Origin of the sequence: Actinokineospora auranticolor (genome assembly GCF_002934265.1) — a bacterium.
GTDB classification, from domain to species: Bacteria; Actinomycetota; Actinomycetes; order Mycobacteriales; family Pseudonocardiaceae; genus Actinokineospora; species Actinokineospora auranticolor.
The window spans coordinates 89,054-110,485 of the sequence record NZ_PTIX01000022.1; the positions used below are offsets into that span (position 1 = coordinate 89,054).

Consider the following 21,432-nt stretch of genomic DNA (forward strand, 5'->3'; position numbering starts at 1 on the left):
GCGGTGTCAGCCGAAGAAGACCGAGGTCGCCAGGTTGTCGAACTGCACCTTCGCCAGGTCCGGCACGTCTCCGTCGACCACGACCGACTTGCCCTTGCAGTCCTTCTCCGACCACAGCTTCAGCGACCCCAGCGCCGAGAGGGACGACGCCGTGCGCGGGCGGGCCAGGTTCTTGCAGCCCGGGCCCGCCGTGCCCTCGGCGGCGCCGTTCTCGCTGAACCGGGGCTCGTCGAACAGCACCACACTGGTCGCCTTCCGGCCGCTGTCCGGGGCGGGCGCGGGCTCCTGCGCGGGGCCGCCCGCCTTCTCGCCGTCGGGCGTGACGCCGAACCAGGTGCCGCCGACGCCCTGCCCGAGGGTGTCGCCCGCCTTGGTGTCCTTGGCGAACCGGTAGACCGGCCAGCCCTTGATGGTGACCTGGCGGCTGCCGTCGTCGCGGGTCACGAAGCCGACGGCCGACTTCGGCACGCCCGCGACGAACACCTTGGCGCCCTTGGCCACGGTGACCGGCGGCCAGGTCTTCGCGCAGTCGCCGGCGCAGTTCGACTTCGACGGGCTCGCGGTGTCCTTGTCGAACCGGTACAGCGTCAGGCCCGCGCCGTTGACCACCACCGGGTCCAGTTCGCCCGCCCGGCTCGCGCGCAGCTGCACCCACTTGCGCGAAGTCTCCGCCGGGGCGGAGTTGGCGCTGCCGTCCGCGCCGGTGGCCCAGTCGCCGGTGCCCTGGGCGGCGCCGTTCGCGCGGGCCGTGCCCGCGACGAACGACACGTCGTCCGGCAGCTCCGCGTCGGCCCGCGGCGCCGCGGCGGCGGGCGCGGGCTGGTTGTCCACAGTGGACGAAGCGGCGGGCCCGCCGCAGGCGGACAGGGCGAAGGCCCCGGCGGCGACGAGGGCGGCGGCGGACAGGACGTGCTCGCGGTTCATCTGACTCCCCGATCTGGCGGCTGGCCCCGGGCTCCCGGCCGGGGCGGATTCAGCAGTGACACGAGCCGTGCGCGGGGTCGGTTCACCCGGGATCGGGACCGGGCGGTCCGGCTGTGCAGTCGCCCGCCGCGGACGTCATTCGGCCGGTGGACCCCGGGGCAGACGCAGGCGGTCACTCTCCGCTATGCCGTAGTCACATCACCGTGTGTGACACCCGGTGTGGCGTTCGGTGCATCCTCACTCGGGCGCGAAGCGGTGACGAGCAACGACCTTGGCCAAGATCGTGTTACTTGATCATTCAATGTGTACGACGTACGGGTGAATCTTGGTTGTGAGTCAGTTGTCTTTGGCTACGACCGGTAACTGATGTTATGGGTCGGTGCGATGGACGAGGCAACAGTGCCCACCGTGGGACCAGCGAGCGTCCGGACCGCACGCGCTCGCCCCCCACCTGGGCTCCACTGCGGAAGAATCGACATCGCCATGACTTTGCTGTGGATCATCGGCTCGGTCGCCGTGCTCGCCATCGTGGTGTGGCGGCTGCGCACCGCCTCCGGTCTGGTCGACCGCATCCTCGTCGAGGAGCGCGCGGGCGCCGAGCGCGACGCGCGCCGCGAGGCGGAGCGGGACACCGCGACCCCCGCCGTCCCCGCGCAGGCGACCGCTCAGGTCACCCAGTGGCCGCACCCGCCGCGGCACGCGCTGTCCCGCCGCCGCGCGGGCACCCACGACCACCGCCTCGCGGGCTGAGCCCCGCGGCCACCCGGCGGGGCCCGGGCGGACGCGGACGAGCCCGACCGGACGACACCGGTCGGGCTCGAGTGGGAAGTGCGGTTGTGACCAGTCGACCCGGACCCGGGTTGCGGCACCGGGGTGCCGGGTCGACGCGGAGCGGGGAACCGGGCGCGGTGGGCGCCGCCGCCCGTACCCCGGGCCGGGCTCGTCCCTCCGGTCGGTGGGCGCCGACCGGAGGGACGGCAGTTCTAGTACGGGTCGCCGAGGGCGGCGCGCAGGGCCGCGCTGTCGACCCAACCCAGGTGCGCGCAGGCCCGCGCGCCCCGGAAGGACCACAGGTGGTGCTGGCGCCACGTCGCCCGGCGGCCCTGCCGCTGGCTGGGCGCCAGGTTCGACCCGACGTACGTGCCGGACACTTCCAGCCGGGTCTCCACGGTGTCGGGACCGGTGCGCCGCGCGCTGACAATGCGCGCGTAGATATCGGGCATCGCGCGCCGCGCGGCGGCGACCGAAAAGCGCAGACCGGCTATTCCGTCGTCAAATACTCGGACGTCGGACAGATCCCGGATATCGGGATGGGCGAAGGAGTCGAGAACGGCGTAATCGCCCTCGTTGAGCGTTTCGCGAACGAACGCGATCGCGATTTCCACCTGGTCGTCCGCGCTGGTGGCCACCTCGGGCGCGCGGAGGAGCACGTCGGTCATCGCGGCGTGGGGAGGGCGACCTCGGCGAGGGCGGCGCGCAGTGCTCTGCCGTGCTCCCGGCGGATGGCCACGGCGCGGTGCCGGGCGTACTCGGCGTCGGTCTCGGGGTGCACCGGGCGCACCGCGCGGGGGGCGCCGTCGTCGTCGACGGCGACGAAGACCAGGTGCGCCTCGGCCACCTGGACCGGCTCGCCGCCGCCGAAGCCGCGCCGGGCGCTGACGTGCACGCCGATGTCCATCGAGGTCCGGCCGGTGCCCTCGACCTGCGCGGACGCGGTGACGATGTCGCCCGCCCAGACCGGGGCGAAGAAGGTCATGTCCTGCACCGCGACGGTGACCGCGTGCCCGTCGCAGTGCCGGGCCGCGCTGGCCCAGGCGACGTCATCGACCAGTTCGAGGATCAGCGTGCCCTTGCCGGAGCCGAACATGTTCTCGTTGGACCGCCAGATGACGCGGGACAGCTCGCAGCGCGAGTAGCCCATCGTCCTCCCGGTCGCCAGGGGCTCCTCGGCTGCCAGCGGCGACCGCGTTGGGGTGTCGACAGGGGTCATCGGAAGTGTTTCTCCCAGGGATATCGGGTGACTGGCTGGGGCTTTGTGCGGAAAGCGCGGGGCCGTGGTCGACGGTGGTGAAACCGGCGACGCGACATCGCCGCCTGCCGTGCGACCAGTCTAAACGATCACTTGGGTGGTTTTTGCCAATTTGCGGGCATCCGCGGATATCTCCCTTTGTCGGGCGACAAGTCTCACTGAGCGTGACCGATCGCGGTGAGAAACGTCGGAATTCGCTCACTCGAAAAGGTGATGGAGGTACCGCACGATTGAGCACCTGCGGTATTTCGGCTCGTCACGTGTGGGTGAACCAGCGCGTCCGTGCGGGTGCGCGCGCCCGCCGCGCACGCGACCGGGAGCCACCGGGTGGTCACCTCCTAGACTGCGGGCACCCCGCCAGCCCAGCCCCCGAGTTGTGAGGTTTCCGCCGTGCTGACCATGCAGGACGCGTTGTTGGCCCTGACCAGGTACTGGACCGAGCGCGGCGCGATGGTGGTGCAGCCGTTCAACACCGAGGTCGGCGCGGGCACCCTCAACCCGGCCACCGTGCTGCGCGTGCTGGGCCCCGAGCCGTGGCGGGTCGCCTACGTCGAGCCCAGCGTCCGCCCGGACGACGCCCGCTACGGCGAGAACCCCAACCGGCTGCAGACCCACACCCAGTTCCAGGTCGTGCTCAAGCCGGACCCGGGCAACCCGCAGGAGCTCTACCTGGGCAGCCTGGCCGCGCTCGGCATCGACATCCACGCCCACGACGTGCGCTTCGTCGAGGACAACTGGGCCTCGCCCGCGCTCGGCGCCTGGGGCCTGGGCTGGGAGGTGTGGCTCGACGGCCTGGAGATCACCCAGTTCACCTACTTCCAGCAGGCGGGCGGGCAGACCCTGGACCCGGTGTCGGTGGAGATCACCTACGGCATCGAGCGGATCATGATGGCCCGGCAGGGCGTGGCGCACTTCAAGGACATCGCCTACGCCCCCGGCATCTCCTACGGCGAGGCGTTCGGCCAGTCCGAGTACGAGATGAGCCGCTTCTACCTCGACGACGCCGACGTGGAGACCCAGCGGCGGCTGTTCGAGGACTACGCCGCCGAGGCGCGCAGGCTGCTCGACGCCCGGCTGCCGGTCCCGGCCCACGCGCACGTGCTCAAGTGCTCGCACACCTTCAACGTGCTCGACGCGCGCGGCGCGGTCAGCACCACCGAGCGCGCCAAGGCGTTCGCCCGCATGCGCGGCCTGGCCCGCGAGGTCGCCGGGCTGTGGTCCGAGCGGCGCGCCGAGCTGGGGCACCCGCTGGGCACCGCCGAGCTGCCCGCGGTCGCGGCGGCACCCGCCGAGTTCCCGGCCGTCGAGGGCGCGCACCCGCTGCTGTTCGAGATCGGCACCGAGGAGTTGCCCCCGCACGAGGTGACCCGGACCGCGTCGGCCGTCGAGCGCGCCGTCACCGAGAAGCTGGCCGCCACCCGCCTCGGCCACGGCGCGGTCCGCGTGCGCGCCACGCCCCGCCGCGTCGTGGTGCTCGTCGACGGCGTCGAGCCGGTCGAGCCCGACGCCGAGCGCACCGTGCGCGGCCCGCGCGCCTCGGCCGCCTTCGACGCCGACGGCAACCCGACCAAGGCCGCCGCCGGGTTCGCCCGCGGCCAGGGCGTCGACCCGGCCGACCTGCGCCGCGTCGACGTCGACGGCGTCGAGTACGTCGGCATCACCCGCACCGACCTGGGCCGCGGCGCGGTCGAGGTGCTCAGCGGCGTGCTCGGCGAGGTGGTCGCGGAGCTGCGCGCGGACAAGAACATGCGCTGGAACGACCCGAAGCTGTCGTTCACCCGGCCCGTGCGGTGGCTGCTGGCGCTGCTCGGCGACACCCCGGTGCCGGTCGCGGCGGGCGCGCTGGTCTCCGGCCGGACGACCCGCGTGCACCGGACGGCGGCCGAGCCGGTCGTCGAGGTCGCGTCGGCGGCGGACTACCCCGGTTTCCTCGCGGGCCACGGCATCACCGTCGACCAGGACGCCCGGCGCGCGCTCGTGCTCGCGTCGGCGGGGGAGCTGGCCGCGACGGTGGGGGGCGCGGTGTCCGCCGACGAGTCCGCGCTGGTCGACGAGATCACCAACCTGGTCGAGCAGCCCAACGCCCTGCTCGGCTCGTTCGACCCGGCCTACCTCGACCTGCCCGCCGAGATCCTGACCACGGTGATGCGCAAGCACCAGCGCTACCTGCCGGTGCGCGACGCCGACGGCCGCCTGCTGCCGCACTTCGTCGCCGTGGCCAACGGCGACTGCGACCACGACACCGTGCGCGCGGGCAACGAGGCCGTGCTGCGCGCCCGCTACGAGGACGCGGGCTTCTTCTGGCGCGCCGACCTGGCCACCCCGCCGGCCACGATGAAGGAGGGCATCGCCAAGCTCGCCTTCGAGGAGCGGCTCGGGTCGGTCGCCCAGCGCGCCGCGCGCATCGGCGCGGCCGCCGTCGAGTTCGGCGGTTTGTCCGATTCGGACACTCCCGTGCTGCGGCGGGCGGCGGAGCTGGCCAAGTTCGACCTGGGGTCGCAGATGGTCATCGAGCTGACCAGCCTGGCGGGCACCATGGCCCGCGAGTACGCGCGTCGCGCGGGGGAGCCGGAGGAGGTCGCCCAGGCCCTCTACGACATGGAGCTGCCGCGCTCCGGTGGCGGCGCGGTGCCGTCCACGGTGCCGGGTGCGCTGCTGGCCCTGGCCGACCGCTTCGACCTGCTGGCGGGCCTGTTCGCCGTCGGCGCGAAGCCCACCGGCAGCTCGGACCCGTTCGGCCTGCGCCGCGCGGGCGCCGGTGTCGTCGCGATCCTCCGCGCCTTCCCCGAACTGCGCGCCCTGACCGTCTCCCGTGGACTGTCCACAGCGGCCGAACACGTGCGGGCGCAGGGCATCGAGGTCCGCCAGGAGGTGCTCGACGAGGTCGCCGAGTTCGTCCGTCGGCGCTACGAGCAGCTGCTGCTCGACGCGGGGCACCCGCACGAACAGGTCGCCGCCGTCCTCGTGCTGGCCGACGCGCCCGCGCTCGCCGACGAAACCCTGGCGGAGCTGGCGAACCGGGTCACGGACCCCGGCTTCGCCACCCTGGTCGCCGCCCTCCAGCGGGTCCGCCGCATCGTGCCCGCGGACACCGCGCCGACCTACGACCCGGCCGCGCTGGTCGAACCCGCCGAGGCCGCGCTGCACCAGGCCTTCGACAAGGCCCGCGCCGCCACCACCCCGGGCCTGGCGGGCTTCGTCCCGGCGGCGGAGGTCTTGGCGGATCCCGTCAACACGTTCTTCGACGAGATCCTCGTCATGGCCGAGGACCCGACCGTCCGCACCGCCCGCCTCGGCCTCCTCGCCGCGATCCGCGACTGGGCCGCCCCGGTCCTCGACTGGCAGGGCCTGGGCACCAGCCTCGAGAAGAAGAACTAGCAGTCGGGTCGGTGGCGGGACTGGCGGTCCCGCCACCGACCCGGTGCGTCGCGCACGCCGGATCGCGATCCGGCGTGCTACCCCGGTGCGATCAGCACCGAATGCCGTCCCCTGGTAGCCGGAAGCGGCTCGGGCCGCCTGCCCGACCGCCGGTTCTCCGGCGTGCTCGTTCTTGACCACGCCATTACCGGATTTCACGAGCCCTTTCCCGGCCTGCCATTCCGGATGGATCTTCGAGTGCCGTCCGGGCAGGCGTCGGAAGACTCGGGAACCACCGGCAGCGCGAGGAAAGCGCCCTTGGTGGGGTTGGTCCACCGAGGGCGCCGTTCAGCGGGCTAGCTCGGGTAGATCATGTCGATCCGGTGTTGGACGACCGGGTAGCCCGCCTTGGCGAACGCCGCCGCCATCGGCAGGTTGGTGACGTCCGTGGCGGCCGCGACCCGGTCCGCGCCCGCCGCCACCAGCAGGTGCGTGGCCTCGACCAGCAGGGCGTACGCGTACCCCCGCCCCCGGTGCGCGGGCAGCACCCCGATGTACCCGATCACCGGGTCGTTCGGGTTGGCCGTCGGGATGGTCAGCCCGACCGTTTCCCCGCTCTCGTCCCGCGCCACGCGCCAGCCGGCGCGGGGGCCGCGCATCCACCGCAGGATGTCCAGGTCCTCCCTGGCCGCCGCGTCCAGGCCCGCTTCCGCGACGGTGCGGCGGGAGTGGGCGTCGAGGCTGCCCTGGTGGATCTCGCGGAAAAGGGCGAAGAAGACCTCGTCGTCCGGTTCCGGGTGGTAGGTCAGCCTGCCGGTGCGGGGTGGCAGGCCGCGGTCCGGGGTCCAGCGGTACCGGTAGCGCTCCACCAGCCGCGTCATGCCCGCCGCCTCGGTGGCCGACAGGCGGGCCTCGCCCGCGGCTCGGACCTCCGGGTCGGTGTCCCAGCCGACGGGCAGGAGCAGGGCGTACTCGGCGCGGAAGGGGGCGGCGCGCAGCAGCGCGACGGCCGCGTCGTGGTCGGTGAAGTCGAGCCAGTCGAGGGCGATGGGGTCCGCGTCGCCCGCGGTGGCCCACCAGGCGGCCTTGGCGACGACGGTGTCACCGCGCAGCGCCACGTAGGTCCATTCCGGACGGTACTCACCGCGCGCCAGCAGCGCGCGGTAGTCGGTGCACATCATCGGGCGGCCGACCAGAGGCGGAACGGAGAGGGACTCGAACAGATATTCCTCGCCCGCGGACAGCGGGCGGATGACCGGATCGGTCACGGTGGGATCCTTTGCGAGAAGTGGGGTGCTCCCGCCCCATCTCGCCGCCCGGATCCGACAGGATCAGGCGAGCGCGCGGGGTCGGTGGGAGCGCGGGACCGGAGTAATCACGGCTTCCACCTCCCCTCGTTCGCACGTGGATCGACGCGGATCATCGCCGCCCGCGGATCACGCTTGTAGCGTAGCCGGGTTTGTCCGCCCGGGGCAATCCAGTTCGCATATCGACCCCCCGGTACCCGGGGGCGGTGTGCCCGCCCGCCCGCCGCGCGCGGAGCGCGACCGGGGACCGCTTTCGCGCCTGGCGCGCCGCGATATCCCCGGTACGGTGATGGTTGTGTTGTGATGTTCGTCTTTCACCACGGTCGTCGAGGTGAAACGTTAACTTCACCCGTGGCGTGCGTGGGCGTGGCCGAATTGCGCGGCGACCACCGCGCCGCGCCCGGTTCGGCGGGTCCGCGCTGCTCCGGGGCTCGCGGCCGGTGCCCACCGCCGGTCGCGGGGGTCGCGGTGCCGGTGTTTCCGGTGTCCGCGGGCATTCGCCGCGGCTATGGCCGAGACCGCCGGGAGCGCGGTCGTGGGCGTATTGCCTACGAGGGGTCCGACATTGCCGAAGTTCACCGTATGGTGTCCGGTTGTCGTCCCCGCACTCCGGGTCGCCCGCCGGGCGCCGGGGCTCGGGCAATGGGGTCGGCGTGGGGTCCGCATTGGAAATCTCGGTGGCGACCGGCGGATATGGCGGGCGTGGCCCGCGCTTTCGGCCGTTCGGCCGCGCCTGCGAATCCGCTCGCGCCAGTGGCCTGCGACACGCGAGACATTCCCCTGGGGCCCGCCTATTTGTCTCGGGCATCGGTTGCGGGTACTGTTCACGGCAAGTGGGGAAGAAGTTTTCAATTCCCGTGACACCCCGTGTGCAGTGAGGTGCCCTATGGCTCAGAAGACCATCGTCCAGCTTTACGACGACCTCGACGGGTCGGCGGGCGATGACATCCGCCCGGTTGAATTCAGCCTGGACGGGGCCAACTACGAGATCGACCTGAATGAGGCGAACGCGACGCGGCTGCGCGACCTGCTCGCCGAGTTCGTCGCCTCGGCCCGTCGCACCGGCGGGCGGGTGAAGCGGCACACCGCCCCGGCGGCCAAGCCCGCGGGCGACGCCCGCTCCAAGGAGCAGACCAAGGCCATTCGCGACTGGGCGCGGCAGAACGGCCACGACATCTCCGAGCGGGGTCGCATCCCGTCGGCCGTCGTGGAGGCGTTCGAAGAGGCGCACACCGTGAAGGCGAAGTCCAACGGTGGCGGCAAGGCCAAGAAGGCCGCTTTCTCCGGCTGAGCGGGACAGACCGCGGCGGGCGCGCCCGCCGCGGTCCCCCGTCCGGGGTGGACGCCGGGTGCTCGGGAGACGGCACCCGGTCGTCGACGACCAGTGGTTCGCCGGACCGGGCGGGTCCGGCGAACCGCAGGCGGCGTCAGAAGCTCACGCCGCCCTCGATGTCGCGGGCCTGCAGCACCTTCCCGCTGACGTTGCCGGTGATCTGGTTGACCACGCCGCCGTGCGCGGCCTGCTGCCCCGAGGACTCGACGCCCCACAGCGAGCGCAGCTCCTGGGCGAAGTGCGGGTCCTCCTGCGCGGCTCGTTCCAGCTCCCCGGCCAGGGCCACCACCTGCGGTGAGTCCGGGGCCGCCCCCTCCGCCGCGGTCAGCGCGGCCGCCGCCTCCCCGCGCTTGGCGAACCTGGCCTTGACCAGGTCGTAGAGCGAGGTCACCGATTTGGCCGCCAGTGCCGCGGCGATCGAGACCAGTACGGGCTCCGGCATGGGCCGCTCCCCTTTCCTCGGGCGTCCTGCGACGCCCTTTGTGACTCCACGTGGATCTCCGCCCACGGTACGGCGTATTCCGGCCTGGTGGGCACCACATTCACCGACCGCTCGACCGCGCCCGCCATTCGGGCGATACCGGCGTGCGCGGTGGAAATCGGCCTGAGGTCGCCTCGACTTCCCCGCGCGACTCGCCTCGGCGCACACGCCCGGTTCTTCGGCCAGGTCACGAGCTGGAAGGCGTATTTCCGGGCATTCGTCGGCCCGGTGCAACCGGCTCGCCCACGCCGGTGTTCGCCCTCGGAGAACCGGAAACGGAACGGAGTGGGCATGGGTGAGCTGGACTGGGCGGCGATCACGGCCGAGGTGGATGAAGCCGGGTTCGCGGTGACGCCGCCGCTGCTATCACCGGCGGAGTGCCGGGAGATCATCGAGTTGTTCGACCGGGAGGGTGTCTTCCGGTCGACCGTGGTCATGGCCAGGCACGCTTTCGGTGACGGCACCTACCGCTACTTCGCCGACCCGCTCGTCCCGCTCGTGGCGAAACTGCGGCGCGACCTCTACCCGCCCCTGGCCCGGCTGGCGAACCTCTGGGCGCGCAGGCTGGACGAGCGCGCCTACCCCGAGGACCTGGAAACCCTGCTCGCCGAGTGCGCCGACCACGGCCAGCACCGGCCGACGCCGCTGCTGCTGCGCTACGGCCCCGGCGGCTACAACTGCCTGCACCAGGACGTCTACGGCGACCTCACCTTCCCGCTCCAGGTCGCGATCATGCTCAGCACCCCGGACGAGGACTTCACCGGCGGTGAGAGCGTATTCGTGGAGAACCGGCCCCGGCAGCAGTCCCGGGCCATGGTCGCCCGCCCGGGCACCGGCCAGGGCGTCGTCTTCCCCGTCCGGCACCGCCCCGTCCCCGGCGCCCGCGGGTACCGCCGGGTCGCCGTGCGGCACGGCGTCAGCGCCGTCCACACCGGACGCCGCGCTGTGCTGGGCGTCATCTTCCACAACGCCCGCTAACTACCGCCCGCTCTCGCCCGATTGCGTTTTACGATCGTCAGGCCGCGGCCCGGAGGGTGTTTCCGCTGATCAACGGCGGTGGACAAGTCCAAAGGGACACTTGGGTGACGCCCGCGTTCATCGTCCGTACACGGATGGCTGCTGCACTTCCGGCCGTCGGGGGCTCGATGGCCCATCTTCGCTCCGGGAGTGCACAGTCGTGAGCCGTATTCACCTTCAGGGACTGACCCGGCGGTTCGGTGGGGTGACCGCGGTCGACGACATCTGGCTCGACGTCGCCGACGGGGAGTTCCTGGTGCTGCTCGGCCCCAGCGGCTGCGGCAAGTCCACGCTGCTGCGGATGATCGCCGGGCTGCTCGCCCCCACCGACGGCCGCGTCCTGCTCGACGAGGCGGACATCACCCACCTGCCCGCCCGCGAGCGGGACCTGGCCATCGTGTTCCAGAGCTACGCGCTCTACCCGCACCTGAGCGTGGCCCGCAACATCGGCTTCCCGCTGCGCGCCCGCCGCTGGTCCCGCGACGAGATCCAGGCGAAGGTGGCCGAGGTCGCCGCCGTGCTCGACCTCTCGGAACTGGTGGCGCGCAAGCCCAAGGAGCTCTCCGGCGGCCAGCGCCAGCGCGTCGCCCTGGCCCGCGCCCTGGTGCGCGACCCCGGCGCCTTCCTGATGGACGAGCCACTGTCCAACTTGGACGCGAAGCTGCGGTCCAGCACCCGGGCGGAGATCTCCGGGCTGCACCGGCGGCTGGGCGCCACCGTGGTCTACGTGACCCACGACCAGGTCGAGGCCATGACGATGGCCACCCGGATCGTGCTGCTGGACAAGGGCAGGCTCGAACAGGTCGGCACCCCGGAAGAGGTCTACGACCGCCCCGAGTCCACCTTCGTCGCCGGGTTCCTCGGCTCGCCGCCGATGAACCTGCTCACCGCCGAGGTCGTGCCCGACGGCGACGCCCTCCGGGTCCGCGCCGCGGATCTCGACCTGCCGCTGGGCATCACCGCCGACACGCCGCCGCGGCCGGTCGCGCTCGGCGTGCGGCCCGAACACCTGCGGCTCACCACCCCCGACGCCGCGGGCATCCGCGGTGTGGTCCGCACCGTGGAGAACCTCGGCAGCGAAGAGGTCGCGCACTGCGTCGTCGGCGACGAACGGCTCTGCCTGCGCGGTGCCCGCCCGCTCGGCCTGCACGCGGGCGACCCCGTCCACCTCACCGCCGCCCCCGAGAACCTGCACCTGTTCGACCCCGGAAGTGGTCGAAGGCTGGCATGGCAGCCGGTGCCGTCCTTCTCCCACCACCCGCCCCCCCTTCCCCACCCGGCACCGTCCCCGATCTAGCCCGCCGGGTCACCCTGCAGCTCGCACCGCCGCTCGACCTGTCGAGTTCGCCGCACCACCCCACCTGATCCGCCTCCAGGAGCACCCCGTGAGAAAGCTGTCCTTGGCGCGCGCCGGTGTCGCGCTGCTGTGCGCGACCGCGCTGTCGGCCTGCGGGCTCGGCGGCGAGACCGCCGCGCCGTCCTCCGCCCCCGCCACCGTGATCCCCGAGCTGGCCGCGGGCCAGCAGGTCTCGATCGTGTTCGAGAGCTACAACTTCGGCCAGGCCGGGGCGTGGACCGACACGTTCACCGAGCTGATCGGCAAGTTCACCGCCGCGCACCCCAACATCAAGGTCACCCCGCAGAAGCCGCAGGGCAACAGCGCGAACCCGGCCACCGACACCGTCTCCAGCCTGCAGAGCCAGCTGGCCACCGGCAACCCGCCGGACGTCGCGCAGCTCGGCTTCAGCGAGCTGGACTTCTCGGTCAACCAGCTCAAGGCCGCGCCGCTGGACGACCTGGTCGGCCGCGACGCCGTGCAGAAGAACTTCGACGGCGCCAAGTACCCGTACGCCAAGACCGCCCGCGCCCTCGGCGACTGGAACGGCAAGACCTACGGCGTGCCGTTCGTGTTCTCCACCCCGGTGCTCTACTACAACGCCGACCTGTTCACCCAGGCCGGTCTCGACCCGGCCAAGCCGCCGACGACGTGGGCCGAGGTCGAGCAGGCCGCGCTGGCGCTCAAGAGCAAGACCGGCAAGGAGGGCGTCTACGTCGACTGCCTCACCAAGTCCTCGAAGGACTGGTGCTTCCAGTCGATCGTGCGCTCCAACGGCGGCCGCGTGGTCTCCGAGGACCGCAAGACCCTCAGCTTCGCCGAGGCCCCGTCGGTCGAGGCGGTCACCGCGATGCAGGCCATGGTGAAGTCCGGCGCCATGCCCAACCGCACCCAGCAGCAGGGCACCGAGGGCTTCGCCCGCGGCGACATCGGCATGATCGTCGAGTCCAGCGCGCTGCAGGGCACCTTCGGCAAGGGCCTCAAGACCGGCCTGCGCTCGGCCGTGCTCCCGGCGTTCACCGGCAAGCCGGTCGTGCCGACCAACTCCGGCGCCTCGCTGTTCGTCTTCGCCAAGGACCCGGCCAAGCAGCGCGCGGGCTGGGAGCTGATCAAGTTCCTGACCAGCGAGGAGGCGTACACCACGATCTCCACCAAGATCGGCTACCTGCCGCTGCGCACCGAGCTGGTCAACGACCCGGCCGCGCTCAAGCCGTGGGCCGACAAGAACCCGCTGATCAAGCCGAACCTGGAGCAGCTGGCGAAGATGGAGCCGTGGGTGTCCTTCCCCGGTGACGACTACGTGCAGGTCCGCGACGGCATGATGTCCGCGGTGGAGAGCGTCGTGTTCCAGGGCGCCGACCCGAGCACGCTCAAGGGCAAGCAGGACGAGCTGGCCAAGCTGGTGCCGGGCGGCGGCCGGTGACCGACCCAGCCGCGGGGATCCGTCCCGAGCTCACCCTGGTCCAGCTCACCGACACGCACATCATGCCCGCCGGGGCGCTGATGCACGACACCGTCGACACCTCGGCCAACCTGGCCGCGGCGCTGGCGATGATCGAGGCGTCGGGGATGCGCGTGGACGCCTTCCTGCTCACCGGAGACCTCACCGACAACGGCTCACCGGAGTCCTACCGGCGCCTCGGTGACCTCATCGACCCGGCCGCCGAGCGGCTGGGCGCGCGGGTCATCTGCGCGGTGGGCAACCACGACGAGCGGACCGCGTTCCGCACGGAACTCCTCGGCGTCCCCGAGTCATCGGCGGAGTACGACGCGGTGTTCGACGTGGACGGTCTGCGCGTGGTGGTGCTGGACAGCTCGGAACCGGGCAAGCACGACGGGCACCTGTCCGCCGCCCAGCTCGACTGGCTGGGCAAGGTGCTCACCGAGCCCGCCCCGCGGGGCACGGTCGTGGTGGCCCACCACCCGCCGCTGCCGTCGCCGGTGCCGACCGTGCACCTGCTGCGCCTGCGCGACGCCGACCGGTTCGCCGAGGTGATCGCGGGCACCGACACCCGGCTCGTGGTCACCGGGCACGCCCACCTCGCGGGGGCGGGCTCGGTGGCCGGGGTGCCGGTGTGGATCGGGCCCGCGCTCGCCTACGGCGTGGTCCCGGTGCCGCCCGCCGGGCGGCTGCGCGGCAACGCGCACGCCGCGTTCACCCGGATCGATGTCTTCGGTGACCAGATCGTGGCGACCGCGGTCCCGGTCACGCCCGCCGCCGCCGTCTACGACGTGGACGAGACCGAGCGGCTGGCCATGTTCCAGCGCGTCATCGGGATCTGGTGATGACGACCGCCGGTGCTTTCGTCGAGGTCGAGCTGGTCCGGCCGCGGGTTGTCGCGGCCGGGCCCGCCGCCCGACCGGTGTGGTGGCGGCGCCTGCTCCGGGCGCTGCCGCCGTACCTGTACCTGACCCCCGCACTGGTGCTGCTGGTCGTCTGGACCTACCGGCCGCTGGCGCAGACCTTCCAGCTGTCGTTCCACTCCTGGAACCTGCTGCCCACCTCGCCGATCACCGAGGTGGGGTTCGACAACTACACCCGGCTGCTCGACACCCCGGACCTGGGCGCCGCGCTGTGGCGGACGCTGGTGGTCATCCTCGGCATGCTGCCGTTCACCCTGGTCATCCCGGTGCTGGTCGGCCTGCTCTCGCGCCGGGTGCGCGGCCGGGCAGGCGCGGTGTACCGGGCCATGGTGTTCGCGCCGATGCTGGTGGCGCCGGTCGCGGGCGCGGCGGTGTGGCAGTGGCTGCTCGACCCGACCGCCGGTGTGGTGGACAAGGTCGTCGGGTCGCCGATCAACTGGCTGCACGAGGCCGGTCCGGCGCAGATCGCGATCATCGTGATCACCGGCTGGCACATCGTCGGGTTCGCGGTGCTGGTGGTCTCGGCGGGCCTGACCGGGATCAACCCGGACTACGCCGCCGCGGCCGGGGTGGACGGGGCGTCGCGGGCGCAGGTCACGCGGTGGATCACGCTGCCGCTGCTGTCGCCGACGATGGCGTTCCTGGTGCTGATGACGGTGCTGCTGTCGGCGCAGTGGACCTTCCCGCTGATCGACACCCTGACCCAGGGCGGCCCGTCCGGCTCGACGACCAACATCTACTACCTGTTGTGGGACTACGGCTTCCACAGCTACGACGCGGGCCTGGGCGCCGCGGCCGGTGTCCTGTTCTTCGTCGGCTTCGTGGTGCTCGCCTCCGGGCTGGTCCTGCTGTCCGACCGACTCAGCCACCACGACGACTAGAGGTATGGCGATGACTGCGGCGGCTGTTGTGTCCCCTGTGGACGACGAGGCGGTGGGGGAGAGCGGTCGGGCGCGGTCGATCGCCGGGCACGTGGTGCTCACGCTGCTGAGCGTGGCCTGCGTGTTCCCCATCTACTGGCTCTACGCGACGTCCCTGCGGGCACCGGAGGACGTGTACTCGCTCTCGGTGCTGCCGTGGCCGCTGTCGCTGGAGAACTACGCCGACGCGTTCGCCAAGACGGACATGGTCGGCATGCTCGTCAACACCACGGTCATGGCGGTGCTCACGGCACTGGGCCAGCTGCTGGTGGCGCTGCTGGCGGCCTACGCGTTCGCGGCGTGGCGGTTCCGGTTCCAGAAGCTGCTGTACCTGATGTTCGTCGGCACCTGGCTGGTGCCGTTCCAGGTCACCATGCTGCCGAACTACGTGCTGCTGTCCCGTTTGGACCTGCTGGACACGTTGGCGGGCGTCATCATCCCGACGCTGTGCTCGGCGATGGGCGTGCTGCTGCTGCGCCAGCACCTGATGGGCTTCCCCAAGGAACTGCTGGACGCGGCCCGGATGGACGGCCGGTCGTCGTGGGGGATCCTGTGGACGGTCGTGGTGCCGACGCTGCGGCCGGTGCTTGCGGCGCTGGGCATCCTGCTGGCGATCACGGCGTGGAACGAGTACTTCTGGCCCGCGCTGGTCCTGCGGCGCGGCAACGACGTGGTCCAGTTGGGGCTGCGCAGCTTCATGGGCACCGAGGGCAACGACTGGGGTCCGCTGATGGCCACCGCCGGGTTGACCTGCCTGCCGGTCTTCCTGCTGTACCTGGTGTTGCAGCGGCACATCGTCAACGCGTTCGTGCGGTCGGGGTTGAAGTGACCTCAGTCGGCGGGTGGCAGGCAGTCCACGAACGCGGCCACCAGGGGCGCGTGGTCGTTGGCCACCCAGACCGCGTACAGGTCGAGGGTGGGCACGGGGTCGTAGAGCTTGACCACCACCGTCTGCGCGGACGTGCCGACGTTCGCGGCGCGCGCGGCCGAGGCGAACCCGACCACGGGTTTGACGGAGGCCAGGATGCCGGTCGCGCCCGGGTCGTCGACCTCCTCGGCCACGGTCAGCCGGATGCCGCACCGCTCGGCGGCGGAGAAGATCGCGTCGTACATGGCCGCGGACTGGGCCCGGGCGAACAGGATGCACGACTCCCCGGCCAGTTCGCCGAACGGCACCTTCTCCCGGCCCGCCCACCGGTGCCGGACCCCGACCACGGCCACCAGCGGTACCTTCAGCAGGTGCCGGTGCCGCAGCCGGGCCGACGTGGGTTTCCCGTAGACCATCGCGACGTCGATCCGGCCGTCGTCGAGCGCCGCGAGCTGCGGCCCCGTCCGCATCTCCTGCATGTCGACGTCGATGAGCGGGTAGCGGGCGGCGAGGGTGGCCAAGGCCCCGGGCAGCACCCGCTGCCCGGCCGGGAAGTTGTACCCGACCCGGATCGTCCCGGCCCGCCCGGCTGCCGCTGCCCGCGCCGCGTGCGCCGCCTTGTCGACCCGGGCGACCACGTCCCTGGCCAGCTCGCGGAACGCCTCGCCCGCCGGGGTCAGCCGGACCTCGTGGGAGTTGCGGCTGACCAGCTCCACCCCCACGGAGCGCTCGAGCCGCTGCAGGTGCTGGCTCAGCGAGGGCTGGGCCAGGTGCAGCCGCGCGGCGGCGCGCCCGAAGTGCAACTCCTCGGCGATGGCCAGGAACGAGACCAGATGCCGCAACTCCATACCCCGCCCCTCCCGCAGCCGCCGTCAGGTTAACCGCGGGCGGGGATCAGCCGGTGAACGCCGGGCGTCCACTTGCGAACGCCCAGTTGGCCCGGCAGGTCAGGGGGTCGGGTCCGGTACCGGCGACGCCGCGGGTCGGTCGCCGAGTTCGCGGACGAACCGGGCTTTCTGGTCGCACCAGTCCTCGTAGCCCAGTGCGCGGTAGAAGGCGTGCGCGCCGGTCCGGTGCCGGGAACTGGTGACCTCCATGACGACGCACCCCAGCTCCCGCGCGGCCGCCTCGGCCGCGGCGACCAGTCCACGTCCGACCCCGCTCCCGCGCCGGGTCTCGTCCACCACCAACGCCACGATCCGCCCCAGAGCGCCTTCCCGCTCCAGTAACGGGATCGCGGCCACCGCGACGACACCGACCACACGACCCCCGGACTCGGCGACGAACGCGGCGCCGTGCTCGGTACCCGACCACCGCGCGAGCCTGCGGCGCACCCCGGCCTCGGTGTTGTCCGGATAGCCGAGTTCGACGAGCAGCGCGGTCACGGCGGGTGCGTCGGCGCTGCGCACCGGGCGGATCTCCACGGGGCCTCCCTCTGCTCGGCGCCGACCAGTGTAGAGGCGCGCGCGGGTCAGTCCGGCTTGCCGAAGAGCGGCACCTCGATCACCTCGTGCAACCGGCGCGAGTCGACGGTGAGGTCCACCGCCACGCGCAGGGTCGTCCCCCGCAGGTCGACCGACACGCGGCCGGACAGTCCCCGCGCCTCGCCGCTCACCTCGAACGACGCCCGGGTCGGCGCCGGGTCAGCGCCACCAGCGGGGCGGCCGGAACCAGTGCCACCACCGTCGACCCGTCGGGCTTTTCCCCCGGTCCCCGCCTCCGGGCGCCGGGGCGCCAGCGCGCGCAGTCCCTCCGGGATCTCCGCGCGGACCAGGGCCACCGCCTGCTCGTCGGGTCCGAACAGGCCGGACACCTCGTCCGGCCCGGTCAGTGTCAGCTGGGCGGCCCACCCCGTGGTCTCGCCCCGCAGCAGTTCGCCCGCCTTCGTCGTCGTCGGGGGACTCCAGCAGGCGCTCGACTTCCGCTTCCGGGAACTCCGCCACGACCAGGTCGCGCAGAGCGTCGCCGGGGCCGGGCCGCGGTCGCGACAGCCAGTCCCGCACCAGGGCGAGCACCGCGCCGACGTCGTCGGTCTCGTCGCCCGACAGCACCAGCGTCATCCGGATCTCGGTCGCCGTCGCGTCCCGGCGGCCGGTCGGGATCGCGCTCGCGCAGAGCCGCCAGCCGTCCTCGTCGGCGCCGACCAGCAGCGACGGGTGCTCCAGCGACGTCAACCGGCCGAACGGGCGCTCCCACCAGGCCCGCGGCGCGGTGCCGAGGAACGCGTAGTCCGTGGCCAGTCCTCGGGTCCTGACGTGGGTTCGCACGCTTCTCCGCACAGGTCGCGCACGCGCGAGCCGAGATCGGCCTCGGCCAGGTGCTTGAGCTGCCTGCTGAGGTTGAGGACCAGTTCGTCCGCCGACCGCGCCGCCGCCAACCCGGTGCGGGCCGCGGCGCGCCACTGCGCGCGCCTGCCCGACGTCCGGTAGCAGAGGTTGAGCAGCAGACCCGCGTCCAGGTCGGCCTGCTCGGCCAGCTGCGGCGCCACCTGGTGACGGTCCAGCGCGTCGTCGCGCAGCGCCCGCTCGCCCAGGTCGAACAGGTGCCGCACGACCAGCGCCAGCACGTCGTCCGCGCCGACCGCGCTGAGCTCCGGCGGCCTGCCGTCCGGTCCGCGGCGGATCCGGTACCTGGCCAGGAACTGCGGCGCGCCCCGCGTGCCCTCCGGCACCCGCCAGGCCCCGGAGCGGAACTCGACGCAGCCCATCGTGTCAATAGGACAGTGCTGGACCCGGGTCCTGGGCGCCTCGGTCCGGATCGCCGAGAGCACCGGCCCGTACACCTCGCGCACCCGCGCGAGCAACTGCGCCGACCGGTCCCGCCGACCGCCGTTGTCCGCGAAGCAGGACTCCGTGCGGACCGGGCAGAAGATTGCCGGCGCCGGTTCGCCCGGCTGCCGGTGGCGGTGCCGGGCCCAGTCGGTGACCACGTCCTCGACCGCGGAGAGCGTCAGGGTGCGCGGCACGTGCCGCTGGTTCGGGTTGTTCACCGTCTCCATCAGCACCACCGCGTCCACCGGGATCAGCAGCACCGTCGCGGTGGCGATGAACTCCCGGCACCGCAGCCGGCGCTCTTCGTCGACCCGCCGCCGCGGGTCCAGCCAGCCGCCGGGGTGGTCGAGCAGGTCGAGGTGCAGTTCGGCGTCCGGCAGGCCGGGGTCGAACTTGAGCCGGAACCGGAACGGCTCCTCGGTGCCGCACATCGCGCCCGGCTCGAACTGGCCGCTGACCCGCCTGCCCTCCAGTTCGTCGCGCAGGTCCTGGATCTTGTTCTCGGTCGGCGCGTCGGCCCACCGCATCCGCACCGACGTGCGGGCCAGCAGGCTCTCGCCGCTGCGCAGCAGGCAGTTGACGATGGTGCTCTTGCCGATGCGGCTGGGGCCGACCAGCCCGACGCGCAGCGAGAGGTCGCGGATGGCGGCGGTCATCGGTCGTACCCCCGTAGGTCGGCGGCTGCCGCCGCCCCGGCCACCCGGGCATTCGCGCCGTCCAGCTCGTCGAACTCCGCGGGCCACAGGCGGTCGCGGTAGGACCGGGCGAGCTGGCGGATCTCCCGGTGCGCGTCACCGGAGCGGATCAGGGTGTCGTCGAACTGCTCGACGGCGGCGAAGAGCACCTGCCCGGGCAGCGCGGCCTCGCGCAGCAGCGCGCCGCGGATGCGGAAGGTGGCCTGCTCGGCCAGTTCCGACACGATGCGGAACAGCTCGGCCACGCCGTCAGGGGTGCTCGGCACGGCGATCTGGACGGTGGCCCCGCCCCGGTCGTCGGCGACCTGAAGGTGCAGGCCGTCCAACTCGGGGCGGACCCGGGGGTGGAGCTGGGTGCGGTAGTCCAGCCGCGGGCCGAGCAGGTCGTCGAGCGCGGCGCGGGTGACGGCGCACGGCTCGGCGGCGTCGCCCGCGAGGTCGGCCAGGTGGCGCAGCGCCGCCGCGCCGGTGCGGTCGTCGAGCAGGTCGCGCAGCTCGCCCTCGGTGGCCAGACCGGTGACGGCCTGCTGCCAGACCAGCTCGACCCGGTCGTGGAAGAACCGGTCGAGCGCGGCGAACCGGGTGCTCAGCTCCACCCGGACCCGGTTCAGCTCCCGGCCGGTGAACGCGGCGCCGCCGTCGTCGCGGATCGCGCTGCGCAGCGCGTCGCGGCACCACTGCTCGCGGCCGACGCCGAGCCCGTTGCGCACCCAGGCGAGAACGTCTTCGTGGACGGCGTCGACCGCCCCGGCGTACGCGGGGTCCTCGCCGTCGGCCTGCCGGTTCGCGGCGTCCGCCTCCAGGACCTGCAAGTGCAGGTCCGCGCTGCCCTCGTTGAGCTTGCGGGTGACGTCGTCGCGCGGGTTCGCGACCAGGGTCGGGGTGCCGTCGCCGGTGTTGAGCAGGGTGACCGCGCGGGCGTCGGCGTCGCCCCGGTAGGCCATGCCCTCGACGGCGCGCTTGACCAGCAGCACCACGTCCACCTCGTGCCGCAACCCCGTGACGTGGTGGCGGTCGGCGTCGAGGGTGATCTCGCCGATGCCGGGCAGGTCGCACCCGCCGATCGCGGCCAGGTCCGGGTGCGGGAACGCGCACTCGATCCGGTTGTCGCGCACCGCGAGGTGCTTGCACGGTGGGTCACCGGCCCGCTTGGCCGCGACGACCGGGTAGGTGACGTACTCGCGCAGCCGGTCGAACTCGTCGCCGTCGAGCTCGAACGGCCCGCCGCCCCGGTCCAGGAAGTCCACATAGGACGGTAGGGTGGCCTGGATCTCGCGCAGGTCGTTGAGCAGCGTCGGGTGCGCCGCTGCGGCGTGCGCGCGCTCGCCCGGGGCGGGGTAGCGCCAGGCGCGGAACTCCGCGACGCCGGTCGGCGCGTCGGGCAGGCCGAGCGCGGCGTGCCGGGGTCGCGGGTGGGCGGCGCGGAAGCCGGTGCAGGTGTGCGGTTCGAGGACCGCCCGGCGCCTGCCGACCACGTGGTGGATCCGGCTGCGCACGGCCGTGACGGGGATGCCCGAGCCGGTGGGGAGTTGGGCGTCGGCCAGGCCGGAGGTCGACTGGAGCAGCGAGCTCTTCCCGACGCGGGCGCTGCCGCTGACCCCGATGGTGACCGTCGTGCGGCCGACCCCCGTGGCGACCCGGCCTGGCTGGCCGAGGACGTCGGTGACACCGGCGCGGGCGTTGGCGACGGGGAGCGCGGTGAGCCGGTCCGCCGCGTCGGACGACCCGCCCGGCGGGTGTGGGGCCTCGGCCAGGTGCGTGATGGCCGAGGCCGGCGTCGAGGGCCGCGTCCGCGCGGTGCCAGGACTCGATCTCGGCGCGCACGCCGCACAGGTGTTCCCGCCGGGCCCGCACGACGGCGGTGATCTCGTCCGCGATAGGTCCCACTCGCCCCTCCGGCCCAATGCCACTAACTTAAGCAAGGAGCTGCTATTATTTTCGGGTGGCTCGCGTGGTGCAGGTTCGTGGTGGTGTCGTTGATTCGTCGGCTGTTCGGTTGACCGATCGGATCTCGTTGGGTGTGTTGGCGG

The 21,432-nt window shown here is 72.7% G+C and carries 19 protein-coding genes; 9 read left to right on the top strand and 10 right to left on the bottom strand.

The genetic code is table 11. From position 1 onward, the window contains the following. Positions 1–6: 6 nt before the first annotated feature. Positions 7–924: a hypothetical protein gene (locus tag CLV40_RS29410; RefSeq protein ID WP_104482265.1), complete on the bottom strand. Its 918-nt coding sequence runs from the start codon at positions 922–924 to the stop codon at positions 7–9. A 483-nt stretch (positions 925–1,407) separates the two neighbouring features. On the opposite strand from CLV40_RS29410, the gene CLV40_RS29415 reads away from it, so the two are divergent. Beyond that, the gene (locus CLV40_RS29415; protein ID WP_104482266.1) at positions 1,408–1,674 is read left to right on the top strand and encodes a hypothetical protein; all 267 of its coding nucleotides are present in this window, start codon (positions 1,408–1,410) and stop codon (positions 1,672–1,674) included. 233 nt (positions 1,675–1,907) lie between these two features. Here the strand turns inward: CLV40_RS29415 and CLV40_RS29420 are convergent, their stop codons facing one another. After that, positions 1,908–2,363: an ester cyclase gene (locus CLV40_RS29420; protein WP_104482267.1), complete on the bottom strand. Its 456-nt coding sequence runs from the start codon at positions 2,361–2,363 to the stop codon at positions 1,908–1,910. After that, positions 2,360–2,914 carry an acyl-CoA thioesterase gene (locus CLV40_RS29425; RefSeq protein WP_104482268.1) on the bottom strand — a complete coding sequence of 185 codons (555 nt, stop codon included), beginning with the start codon at positions 2,912–2,914 and terminating at the stop codon, positions 2,360–2,362. Before CLV40_RS29425 ends, CLV40_RS29420 begins: the two co-directional genes overlap by 4 nt. A 438-nt stretch (positions 2,915–3,352) precedes the next feature. On the opposite strand from CLV40_RS29425, the gene CLV40_RS29430 reads away from it, so the two are divergent. Continuing rightward, the gene (locus CLV40_RS29430; protein ID WP_245931641.1) at positions 3,353–6,331 is read left to right on the top strand and encodes a glycine--tRNA ligase; all 2,979 of its coding nucleotides are present in this window, start codon (positions 3,353–3,355) and stop codon (positions 6,329–6,331) included. Between the two features lie 335 nt (positions 6,332–6,666). Here the strand turns inward: CLV40_RS29430 and CLV40_RS29435 are convergent, their stop codons facing one another. Next, complete coding sequence (locus CLV40_RS29435; protein ID WP_104482270.1) at positions 6,667–7,578, bottom strand: GNAT family N-acetyltransferase; 912 nt, start codon at positions 7,576–7,578, stop codon at positions 6,667–6,669. 925 nt (positions 7,579–8,503) lie between these two features. On the opposite strand from CLV40_RS29435, the gene CLV40_RS29440 reads away from it, so the two are divergent. Then, a complete protein-coding gene (locus CLV40_RS29440; RefSeq protein ID WP_104482271.1) occupies positions 8,504–8,908 on the top strand; it encodes a histone-like nucleoid-structuring protein Lsr2 in 405 nt (134 codons plus the stop codon). 136 nt (positions 8,909–9,044) lie between these two features. Here the strand turns inward: CLV40_RS29440 and CLV40_RS29445 are convergent, their stop codons facing one another. Then, positions 9,045–9,392 (bottom strand): hypothetical protein, encoded by a 348-nt coding sequence (locus CLV40_RS29445; protein ID WP_104482272.1) that lies wholly within the window; start codon positions 9,390–9,392, stop codon positions 9,045–9,047. A gap of 330 nt (positions 9,393–9,722) precedes the next feature. On the opposite strand from CLV40_RS29445, the gene CLV40_RS29450 reads away from it, so the two are divergent. The 6 genes from CLV40_RS29450 to CLV40_RS29475 all read left to right on the top strand — a co-directional run bounded on the left by CLV40_RS29450 (position 9,723) and on the right by CLV40_RS29475 (position 15,897). Then, positions 9,723–10,409 (top strand): 2OG-Fe(II) oxygenase, encoded by a 687-nt coding sequence (locus CLV40_RS29450; protein ID WP_104482273.1) that lies wholly within the window; start codon positions 9,723–9,725, stop codon positions 10,407–10,409. A gap of 199 nt (positions 10,410–10,608) precedes the next feature. Then, positions 10,609–11,745: an ABC transporter ATP-binding protein gene (locus CLV40_RS29455; protein ID WP_104482274.1), complete on the top strand. Its 1,137-nt coding sequence runs from the start codon at positions 10,609–10,611 to the stop codon at positions 11,743–11,745. A gap of 88 nt (positions 11,746–11,833) precedes the next feature. Next, on the top strand, positions 11,834–13,207 hold the full coding sequence (locus tag CLV40_RS29460) for an ABC transporter substrate-binding protein (RefSeq protein ID WP_245931639.1): 1,374 nt from the start codon (positions 11,834–11,836) through the stop codon (positions 13,205–13,207). Beyond that, positions 13,204–14,070: a metallophosphoesterase family protein gene (locus tag CLV40_RS29465; RefSeq protein WP_219824142.1), complete on the top strand. Its 867-nt coding sequence runs from the start codon at positions 13,204–13,206 to the stop codon at positions 14,068–14,070. The genes CLV40_RS29460 and CLV40_RS29465 overlap by 4 nt, the downstream gene beginning before the upstream one ends. Beyond that, a complete protein-coding gene (locus CLV40_RS29470; protein ID WP_245931640.1) occupies positions 14,070–15,029 on the top strand; it encodes a carbohydrate ABC transporter permease in 960 nt (319 codons plus the stop codon). Before CLV40_RS29465 ends, CLV40_RS29470 begins: the two co-directional genes overlap by 1 nt. A 10-nt stretch (positions 15,030–15,039) precedes the next feature. After that, on the top strand, positions 15,040–15,897 hold the full coding sequence (locus tag CLV40_RS29475; RefSeq protein ID WP_104482286.1) for a carbohydrate ABC transporter permease: 858 nt from the start codon (positions 15,040–15,042) through the stop codon (positions 15,895–15,897). A 2-nt stretch (positions 15,898–15,899) separates the two neighbouring features. Here the strand turns inward: CLV40_RS29475 and CLV40_RS29480 are convergent, their stop codons facing one another. The 5 genes from CLV40_RS29480 to CLV40_RS29500 form a co-directional block, all read right to left on the bottom strand. Continuing rightward, positions 15,900–16,784 (bottom strand): LysR family transcriptional regulator, encoded by an 885-nt coding sequence (locus CLV40_RS29480; RefSeq protein ID WP_104482275.1) that lies wholly within the window; start codon positions 16,782–16,784, stop codon positions 15,900–15,902. 99 nt (positions 16,785–16,883) lie between these two features. Further along, positions 16,884–17,360 carry a GNAT family N-acetyltransferase gene (locus CLV40_RS29485; RefSeq protein ID WP_104482276.1) on the bottom strand — a complete coding sequence of 159 codons (477 nt, stop codon included), beginning with the start codon at positions 17,358–17,360 and terminating at the stop codon, positions 16,884–16,886. Between the two features lie 47 nt (positions 17,361–17,407). Then, a complete protein-coding gene (locus CLV40_RS29490) occupies positions 17,408–17,749 on the bottom strand; it encodes a hypothetical protein (protein WP_104482277.1) in 342 nt (113 codons plus the stop codon). A 357-nt stretch (positions 17,750–18,106) separates the two neighbouring features. Next, positions 18,107–19,363 (bottom strand): hypothetical protein, encoded by a 1,257-nt coding sequence (locus tag CLV40_RS29495; RefSeq protein ID WP_104482278.1) that lies wholly within the window; start codon positions 19,361–19,363, stop codon positions 18,107–18,109. Next, entirely contained in the window at positions 19,360–21,306 is a 1,947-nt protein-coding gene (locus tag CLV40_RS29500) for a hypothetical protein (protein WP_104482279.1), read from the bottom strand. Before CLV40_RS29500 ends, CLV40_RS29495 begins: the two co-directional genes overlap by 4 nt. Between the last annotated feature and the right edge of the window lie 126 nt (positions 21,307–21,432).

Excerpts from the sequence above, each read along its gene's own strand:
- CLV40_RS29410 (WP_104482265.1), bottom strand. The coding sequence starts at position 924 with ATGAACCGCGAGCACGTCCTGTCCGCCGCCGCCCTCGTCGCCGCCGGG.
- CLV40_RS29415 (WP_104482266.1), top strand. The coding sequence starts at position 1,408 with ATGACTTTGCTGTGGATCATCGGCTCGGTCGCCGTGCTCGCCATCGTG.
- CLV40_RS29420 (WP_104482267.1), bottom strand. The coding sequence starts at position 2,363 with ATGACCGACGTGCTCCTCCGCGCGCCCGAGGTGGCCACCAGCGCGGAC.
- CLV40_RS29425 (WP_104482268.1), bottom strand. The coding sequence starts at position 2,914 with ATGACCCCTGTCGACACCCCAACGCGGTCGCCGCTGGCAGCCGAGGAG.
- CLV40_RS29430 (WP_245931641.1), top strand. The coding sequence starts at position 3,353 with ATGCAGGACGCGTTGTTGGCCCTGACCAGGTACTGGACCGAGCGCGGC.
- CLV40_RS29440 (WP_104482271.1), top strand. The coding sequence starts at position 8,504 with ATGGCTCAGAAGACCATCGTCCAGCTTTACGACGACCTCGACGGGTCG.
- CLV40_RS29445 (WP_104482272.1), bottom strand. The coding sequence starts at position 9,392 with ATGCCGGAGCCCGTACTGGTCTCGATCGCCGCGGCACTGGCGGCCAAA.
- CLV40_RS29450 (WP_104482273.1), top strand. The coding sequence starts at position 9,723 with ATGGGTGAGCTGGACTGGGCGGCGATCACGGCCGAGGTGGATGAAGCC.
- CLV40_RS29470 (WP_245931640.1), top strand. The coding sequence starts at position 14,070 with ATGACGACCGCCGGTGCTTTCGTCGAGGTCGAGCTGGTCCGGCCGCGG.
- CLV40_RS29475 (WP_104482286.1), top strand. The coding sequence starts at position 15,040 with ATGACTGCGGCGGCTGTTGTGTCCCCTGTGGACGACGAGGCGGTGGGG.
- CLV40_RS29480 (WP_104482275.1), bottom strand. The coding sequence starts at position 16,784 with ATGGAGTTGCGGCATCTGGTCTCGTTCCTGGCCATCGCCGAGGAGTTG.
- CLV40_RS29495 (WP_104482278.1), bottom strand. The coding sequence starts at position 19,363 with ATGACCGCCGCCATCCGCGACCTCTCGCTGCGCGTCGGGCTGGTCGGC.